The sequence below is a fragment of the Streptomyces sp. ATLC9 genome (assembly GCF_057196705.1).
In genome coordinates, this window is sequence record NZ_JBXUOY010000265.1 from 1 (window position 1) to 6,998 (window position 6,998).

At 73.4% G+C, this 6,998-nt stretch carries 9 protein-coding genes; 3 read left to right on the top strand and 6 right to left on the bottom strand.

The features are described 5' to 3' along the window. Window positions 1-597, bottom strand: a 597-nt coding sequence (locus tag AC2CJA_RS21925; RefSeq protein ID WP_484604392.1) for a PaaX domain-containing protein, C- domain protein, incomplete at its 3' end; no start/stop codon positions are given. Window positions 598-708: 111 nt separating this feature from the next. Here AC2CJA_RS21925 and AC2CJA_RS21930 point away from each other — a divergent pair. Continuing rightward, the gene (locus AC2CJA_RS21930; protein ID WP_484604393.1) at window positions 709-2,346 is read left to right on the top strand and encodes an acyl-CoA dehydrogenase family protein; all 1,638 of its coding nucleotides are present in this window, start codon (window positions 709-711) and stop codon (window positions 2,344-2,346) included. Between the two features lie 96 nt (window positions 2,347-2,442). Beyond that, window positions 2,443-2,664, top strand: coding sequence for a hypothetical protein (locus AC2CJA_RS21935; protein WP_484604394.1), 222 nt, complete (start codon window positions 2,443-2,445; stop codon window positions 2,662-2,664). A 63-nt stretch (window positions 2,665-2,727) separates the two neighbouring features. Here AC2CJA_RS21935 and AC2CJA_RS21940 read toward each other — a convergent pair whose 3' ends face one another. From AC2CJA_RS21940 to AC2CJA_RS21960, 5 genes are all read right to left on the bottom strand, one after another. After that, a complete protein-coding gene (locus AC2CJA_RS21940; protein WP_484604395.1) occupies window positions 2,728-2,976 on the bottom strand; it encodes a WhiB family transcriptional regulator in 249 nt (82 codons plus the stop codon). Window positions 2,977-3,224: 248 nt separating this feature from the next. Next, window positions 3,225-4,079 carry an ABC transporter permease gene (locus AC2CJA_RS21945; protein WP_484604396.1) on the bottom strand — a complete coding sequence of 285 codons (855 nt, stop codon included), beginning with the start codon at window positions 4,077-4,079 and terminating at the stop codon, window positions 3,225-3,227. Then, window positions 4,076-5,050: an ABC transporter ATP-binding protein gene (locus tag AC2CJA_RS21950; RefSeq protein ID WP_484604397.1), complete on the bottom strand. Its 975-nt coding sequence runs from the start codon at window positions 5,048-5,050 to the stop codon at window positions 4,076-4,078. Before AC2CJA_RS21950 ends, AC2CJA_RS21945 begins: the two co-directional genes overlap by 4 nt. A gap of 154 nt (window positions 5,051-5,204) precedes the next feature. Continuing rightward, window positions 5,205-5,393, bottom strand: coding sequence for a DUF397 domain-containing protein (locus AC2CJA_RS21955; protein ID WP_484604398.1), 189 nt, complete (start codon window positions 5,391-5,393; stop codon window positions 5,205-5,207). Further along, entirely contained in the window at window positions 5,390-6,214 is an 825-nt protein-coding gene (locus tag AC2CJA_RS21960) for a helix-turn-helix domain-containing protein (protein ID WP_484604399.1), read from the bottom strand. The genes AC2CJA_RS21955 and AC2CJA_RS21960 overlap by 4 nt, the downstream gene beginning before the upstream one ends. 421 nt (window positions 6,215-6,635) lie before the next feature. Between AC2CJA_RS21960 and AC2CJA_RS21965 the strand changes: the two genes are divergently transcribed. Next, the gene (locus AC2CJA_RS21965) at window positions 6,636-6,890 is read left to right on the top strand and encodes a hypothetical protein (RefSeq protein ID WP_484604400.1); all 255 of its coding nucleotides are present in this window, start codon (window positions 6,636-6,638) and stop codon (window positions 6,888-6,890) included. The last annotated feature ends 108 nt before the right edge of the window (window positions 6,891-6,998 follow it).

Genomic DNA, 6,998 nt, shown 5'->3' on the forward strand with positions numbered 1-6,998 from the left:
GGCCCGCGCCGCCCAGCCGTCCAGGTCCCACAGCGCGGCGGCCAGTTCGGCCGGGTCGCCGTCGGGGGCTCCGGTCAGCAGGGTGCACTGCTCGGCGACGACGGGCGGGCGCGGCCGCGGCAGGTTGGCCGGACGCAGCCAGGTGCCCTCACGCAGTTCGGCCAGGCGCAGGGCGGACATGGCCCGGCGCAGGGCGCCCCGGTCGGCCGCGTCCCGGCGCTCGGCGGTGACGACGGCGATCTCCCACTCCCCCCGCCAGTCGCGGGTGCGGGGCGCGCGGCTGTCGTCCTGGCGCGCCTGCCGCTCCAGAAGGCGCGCGGTGAGGCCGTACGCGCCGCCGGCGGTCTGGGCCAGATCCCCGGCCGCGACCATCCGCGACAGCGCCACCCGCACCGTGCCCTCCGCGATTCCGAAGAGTTCGCCGACCCTCACCAGGGCCCTGGCGGGCAGGGCGGGCGGGTGGTGGCCGAGCAGGGTGCTGAGCACGATCGAGCGGGCCGTCAGGGGGCGCAGGGCGAGTGCCCGGGCGTCGGATCCCTCCGTCCCGCCGGGCCCGCCGACTCCGTCCGCGGCCTCTGCGCCGTCTGTGCTGTTCATGGGCGGCGCAATCCTAACCTCCTCCGTTGTTACAATCTTCCATCACGTGCACGTAATCTGTAATGTCGGAGTACGGGCACCGCCGCCCGCTGCCGCCCGCCGGAGGTCGCCGTGCGCGCCACCCATGAAGTGATCAACCAGCCCCCGCCGCTGACCGGCTTCACCGCGGCGGACGACCCCGTCGTGTTCGAGGCCCTGCGCCGCCACGGCGCGCGGTGGGGCGAGGCGGAGGTGCGGGAGCTGGGCGCGCTGGCCGGCACCCCCGAGGTGCAGGACTGGGCCCGGATGGCCGAGGAGGCCCCGCCCCGCCTGCGCACCCACGACCGCTACGGGCACCGGGTGGACGAGGTGGAGTTCCACCCCGCCTGGCACCACCTGATGACCACCGCCGTCGAGCACGGGCTGCACGCCGCTGCCTGGACCGACGACCGCCCCGGCGCCCATCTGGTGCGCGCCGCCAAGTTCTACCTGTGGTCCCAGGCCGAGGCCGGGCACGGCTGCCCGGTCTCCATGACGTACGCGGCCGTCCCCGCGCTGCGCGCCCGGCCGGAGCTGGCCGCCGCCTACGAGCCGCTGCTGGCCGCCCGCTCCTACGACTTCGGGCTCCGGCCACCGCTGGGCAAGTCCGGACTGATCGCGGGCATGTCGATGACCGAGAAGCAGGGCGGCTCGGACGTGCGGGCCAACACCACCGAGGCCGTCCCCGACGGCGGCGGCGGCTACCGGCTCACCGGCCACAAGTGGTTCACCTCCGCCCCGATGAGCGACGTCTTCCTGGTTCTGGCCCAGGCCCCCGAGGGCCTGACCTGCTTCCTGCTGCCGCGCGTGCTGCCCGACGGCACCCGCAACGCCATGCACCTGCAGCGTCTGAAGGACAAGCTGGGCAACCGCTCCAACGCCTCCTCCGAGGTCGAGTACGACCGGGCCGTGGCCTGGCCGGTCGGCGAGACGGGCCGCGGGGTGCGCACCATCGTGGAGATGGTCAACATGACGCGCCTGGACTGCGTTCTGGGCACGGCCGCCGGGATGCGCGCCGGACTGCGGCAGGCCCTGCACCACACCGCCCACCGGCGGGCGTTCGGCACCGGACTGGCCGACCAGCCGCTGATGCGCTCGGTCCTGGCCGATCTGGCGGTCGAGTCGGAGGCCGCCACCACCCTCGGGCTGCGGCTGGCGGCGGCCGTGGACGCCGCGCACGCCGGGGACGAGCGGGAGGCGGCCTTCCGCCGCCTGGCCCTGGCCGTCTCCAAGTACTGGGTGTGCAAACGCGGCAGCGCGCACGCCGCGGAGGCCCTGGAGTGCCTGGGCGGCAACGGCTACGTCGAGGAGTCGGGCATGCCGCGCCTGTACCGCGAGGCGCCGCTGCTGTCGATCTGGGAGGGCTCGGGCAACGTCGCCGCCCTGGACGTGCTGCGCGCCCTGGACAGGGAGCCGGCCGGCCTGGACGCCGTCCTTGCGGAGGTGGACGCCGTCGCCGGCGCCGACACCCGTCTGGACGCGGCCGCCGCCGGAGTGCGGGCCATGCTGCCGGAGCTGAAGGAGCCGGTCGGCGCGCAGCTGCGTGCTCGCGCCTTCGCCGAGCGCCTGGCGCTCGTCCTCCAGGGCAGCCTGCTGGTGCGCCACGGCCACCCGGCCGTGGCCGACGCGTTCTGCGCCTCCCGGCTGGGCGGGCAGTGGGGCCACGCCTTCGGCACGCTCCCGCCGGGCGCCGACCTCGGCGCGATCCTGGACCGGGCCCGTACGGAGTGACGGGGACGGCGGGAGCGTCCGCCGCCGGGATGGTGGCCACGATCATCCGGAACGGCCGGCGCCGCGGCCGCCGGAGGCTCTGAGGGCCCACGCGGCGTGCTGCCCGGCTCCACCTGCGCGGCGCCCGAGGCCCTGCCCACCGGGGTGCCGCGCCCGGCGGTCCTCCCCGATCCGGCCTCCTGGAGCGTCCGCCTGCACCGCACCGTCCTGACCCTCCCCGCGCCGGACGCGGAGCTGGTCGGACGTGAACTCGCCGGTCGTCCGCGGCCCTACGCGGACGCCGTGGACGGCTACCGCGCGACTCGACGCGGTGCCTGACACGCCCCCACAACGTGTCGGACACCGCGCCGAGCCTCCCCCTTCCCCCGTTCCGCGCGGACGTCAGGCGCTGCGTCTGAGTCCGCGCCGCTCCTCCTCCGACAGCCCGCCCCACACCCCGTAGCGCTCGTCGTTGGCGAGGGCGTACTCCAGGCACTCGATGCGCCCCTCGCACGACTGACAGATCTTCTTGGCGTCCACGGGTGTCCTGCCCGGCTCCGGGAAGAAGGGCTCGGAGCCGATCTGCGCGCACAGCGCGCGCTCCCACCATCCGGTCAGCTGCCCGACCGGACCGGAGTAATCGATTGCCATACCGGGAAGCCTGCCCGGCGCCGATCAACGTTTCGTCAACGTCCGATCAACGCGCGCCGGCCATCCCCCGCCGGCACTCACCCTCCCACCTCCCGCACACCCGCGCTCCGGGGTTCGCGCCACCGGGCGTGTCCGCTTCGCCGGCGTGCCGTGCACGCCCTGCGCCGGGCGCCTCAGCCCGCGGCGCACGGCGGTCCCGCCCTCCGGGCGGAGGACGGGACCGCCGGCCCATCGCGGCGGGCGTCCCGTCAGACGACCCGCTGCATCGCCTTGCGGTGCCGCTCGGCCATCGCGGCCCCGGACTCGCGGCGGGCCATCCTGCGCAGGACGGGCGGCGCGAGGAGCAGCCCGGCGACCGCCCAGGCGCCCAGTACGCCCACCGTCTCCAGGTACCGCCAGGACTCGCCGATCTCGGCGGCGACCGCCACGTCCGGCAGCAGCGCGGCACGGAGGCCGAGGCCGAGCCAGTACACGGGGAAGACCTGTGCGACGAGCCGCAGCCACTCGGGCAGCTCCGACAGGGGGAAGTAGATCCCGGAGATCACCACCAGCCCCATCACCGGGAGCATCAGCAGCCCGATGGTGCGCGGGCTGGTGACCAGCGAGCCGATGACGGCGCCCGCCGGCAGGGTGGCCAGCAGGCCCAGCGGCACCACCCACACCAGCGTCAGCAGCGCGCCCCCGCCACGCTGGGCGACCCCGTCGACCATGAACACGCCGACGGCGAAGGGGAACACCATGGAGACCAGGGCCGTGCCCGACACCATGACGACCTTGCCGACCAGATGGCCGACCATGCCGTGGGGCACGGCCTTGGCGCGCAGCAGCGTGCCGTCCTCGCGCTCGGTCGCCAGCAGCTGCGCCGTGGTCATCATCCCGGTGAACGCCAGCGTCATCCCCAGCATGCTCGGCAGCATGAACGCGCCCGCCGAGATGCCCGCGCCCTCCAGCGCCTCGTCGCCGACCAGGAACAGCGGGACGATGAGCAGGACCGTCCAGAGCACGTACCCGAACACGTCCTGGCCGTTGGTGAAGGTCTGCTTGAGCTCCGTCCAGCCGCGCCGCAGGCCCGTCCTGGCCGCGTACCACACCGGGTTGTTCATCGCACTCCCTCCCCGAAGGCGTGTGCCGCCTGCTCGCCGGTGACGCTGCCCGCCTCCAGTTCGCGCACCATCGTCAGATAGGTGTCCTCCAGGCTCGCCCGGCGCACCTCCAGCCCGCCGATCGCGTCGCCGTGCTCCTCGAAGAGACGGCGGACGAACCGGGTGGGCTCGGCCGTAGCCTGCTCGAAGGGCTTCCCGTCCCTCGTCCAGCGCACGGTGGCCTCGGCCGACGCCTGCCGGGACAGCTCGGCGGCCGGGCCGTCGGCCACGATCCGGCCGCCGGCCAGGATGAGGATCCGGTCGGCGAGCTTCTCCGCCTCGGCGAGGTCGTGGGTGGTCATCAGGACGGTGGTGTTCTCGTCCGCCAGCCCGCGCACCAGGCCGTGGAACTCGTTCCTGGCCTCCGGGTCCAGGCCGGCCGTCGGCTCGTCCAGGAACAGCAGCTCGGGCCTGCCCACGATGCCGACGGCCACGTCCAGGCGCCTGCGCTGCCCGCCCGACAGGGTCGCGACCCGCCTGTGCGCCTGCTCTGCCAGGCCGACGGCGGCGATGAGCTCGTCGGTGTCCCAGGGGCGCCGGACGAGGTCGGTGGAGTACGGCGCGTAGTAGGCGCCCAGGTGCTCCAGCAACTCCCGTACCCGCCACTTGCCGTGGTCGCGCCAGGACTGCAGGACGATGCCCAGGCGCGCGCGCCACCGCTCGTCCCCGTGGGCCGGGTCGGCGCCCAGGACGGCCACATCGCCGGCCGAGCGCATCCGGAAGCCTTCCAGGACCTCGATCGTGGTCGTCTTGCCCGCGCCGTTCGGGCCCAGCAGTACGAGGACCTCACCTCGGCGGGCGGTGAACTCCACCCCCTTGAGCACGTCCTGGGTGCGGTAGCGCATCCGCAGGCCGCGCACGTCGATGACCGTGTCGCTTCCCGGCGGGCCGCCTGCGGTCCCGGCTTCGGGTATGGCGTGGTCGGCCGTCATCGGCCCTCCCCCGTCTCTTTCGTGGTCCGCTCCGCGGGGGCGGGGCCGGCAGGCTGTGCCCGCGTCCTCGGTCGTGTGACGCGCTGGGCGGCCGTGGCCGCCCGTCCGGGCCCTCCCCGGACGGGCACCCTACCGAACGGGCCGGCCGGACCTCTCAGCGAGCGGCGCGGCCCAGGAAGTCCTCCCACGCGGACGGGGAGACGGCGAGGACCGGGCCGTCCTCCTCCTTGGAGTCGCGGACGTGCACGGCTCCAGGGCGGTACGCGACCTCCACGCAGCTGTCCCCCTCGGAACCGCTGTGGCTGCTCTTGAACCAGTTCAGTTCGCCGCCTGCGCTGCTCATAGCTCTCCTCGCATCCGCTTCAACAGTTCGACCGAGTCCGCCGGGGACAGGGCCTGCGAACGCATCCTGGCATAGCGCGTCTCCATCGCACTGACGTCTTTCGGCCCGGCTACGAGCCGGCCGGTCTTCTGCCCCTCCGCGTATCCGATCCACCTGTGCTCACGCGCCTCCATGAGCTGCATCGGGCCGTCCGTGCCCGCGTGGTGGGGCTGGCGCAGCGGCATGATCTGGATCTCGACGTTCCACAGCCGCGCGCACCCGATGAGGTGGTCGAGCTGCTCCCGCGTGACCTCGTCCCCGCCGGTGCGGCGCCGCAGCACCGCCTCCTCGATGATGAAACTGAGCGCGATCGGCGGTTCGCGCCGCAGCAGTTCCTTCCGCGCCAGCCGCGCGGCGATCCGCTCGGCCAGCTCCTTCTCGGTGGGCGGCGGCGGGACGTCGAGCATGACCGCCCGCGCGTACGCCTCCGTCTGGAGCAGCCCGGGCACCACCCGGCACTCGTAGGTGCACAGACTCACCGCCGTCCTCTCCAGCTGCGCCCACAGCCGGAACCATGCCGCTAGTCCCGGCTGCCGCGCCACGTTCCGAGCGGCCACCCGCAGGACACCGAAGGCCTCCAGGACCTCTTCCGCCCGCTCGACGAAGTCCTCGGGCGGCATACGGCGGCCCTGCTCGATCGAACTGATCGTGTGAGGCGAGTAGATGACCTCCTCCGCGAGCTGCTCCCGGGTCAGCGCGGCGCGCTCGCGGAAGACCTTGAGCACCGCCCCGAAGGTCTTCAGGCTGTCGGACGTCCCGGGTCCGCCGTCGATGTTCGCCATGAGTGGCCCCCTCGTCGCACATGTCGTGGAGGCGTCGTACATGTCCAACGAGGCGGTGGGGGCCGGGTGCGCGTACGCCGTGGGGCCGGTGCCCGTACACACCGCTTCGTACGCGCCGACATCGTGGCGCGGAACGTAACCGAACGGGCACGGTGGGCGCATGAAACCAACGGCAGCCGCCGCGTGCACCGGACTTCCGCCGACCGGGAGCGTGCTCACGGCACACTTCGGCTCCACGCCCCACGGCGCGTGCTCCCACTCGGGGCACCGGATGAGGCCGCGGCCTCGCGGAGACTCCGGAACCACTTCCCGCCGATTGGCCCGAAAGCCTGTTCCCCGAGTCGTTCTCCCTCACTACAGTTGCCGCGTTTGCGCTGGTCAGCATGGCCGGGCACCGGATCCGGCCGGAGGGGTGGCAACTGTGGGAAGGCCCTGGGAAGCCGACGCCGGAGCCGGCTTCAAAAGGAGGCTCGGCGAGTCTCCTCAGGAATTGGGGGTGACGACCGACAACGCCGACTGCCCCGACATCTGGGAGCTCGGGAACGGGGACATCGCCGTCATCGGACGGGACCTCACGGAATCACTAGGAAAGAACCTGCCGGCCGGTGTGTCGATCGGAGCCGACGAGCGGCTGGTGGTCATCGGGGCTCTCCTTCGTGGATACCCCGTCCTTTAGTACTCCAGTCTGACTTTGCGATCTTGCTGCGGACCCGGCTGGAAACGGGTACGGCCACCGCGTGATCATCGGTTGGTGTGTGGACAAACGAAGATCGTGCGGTGGCCG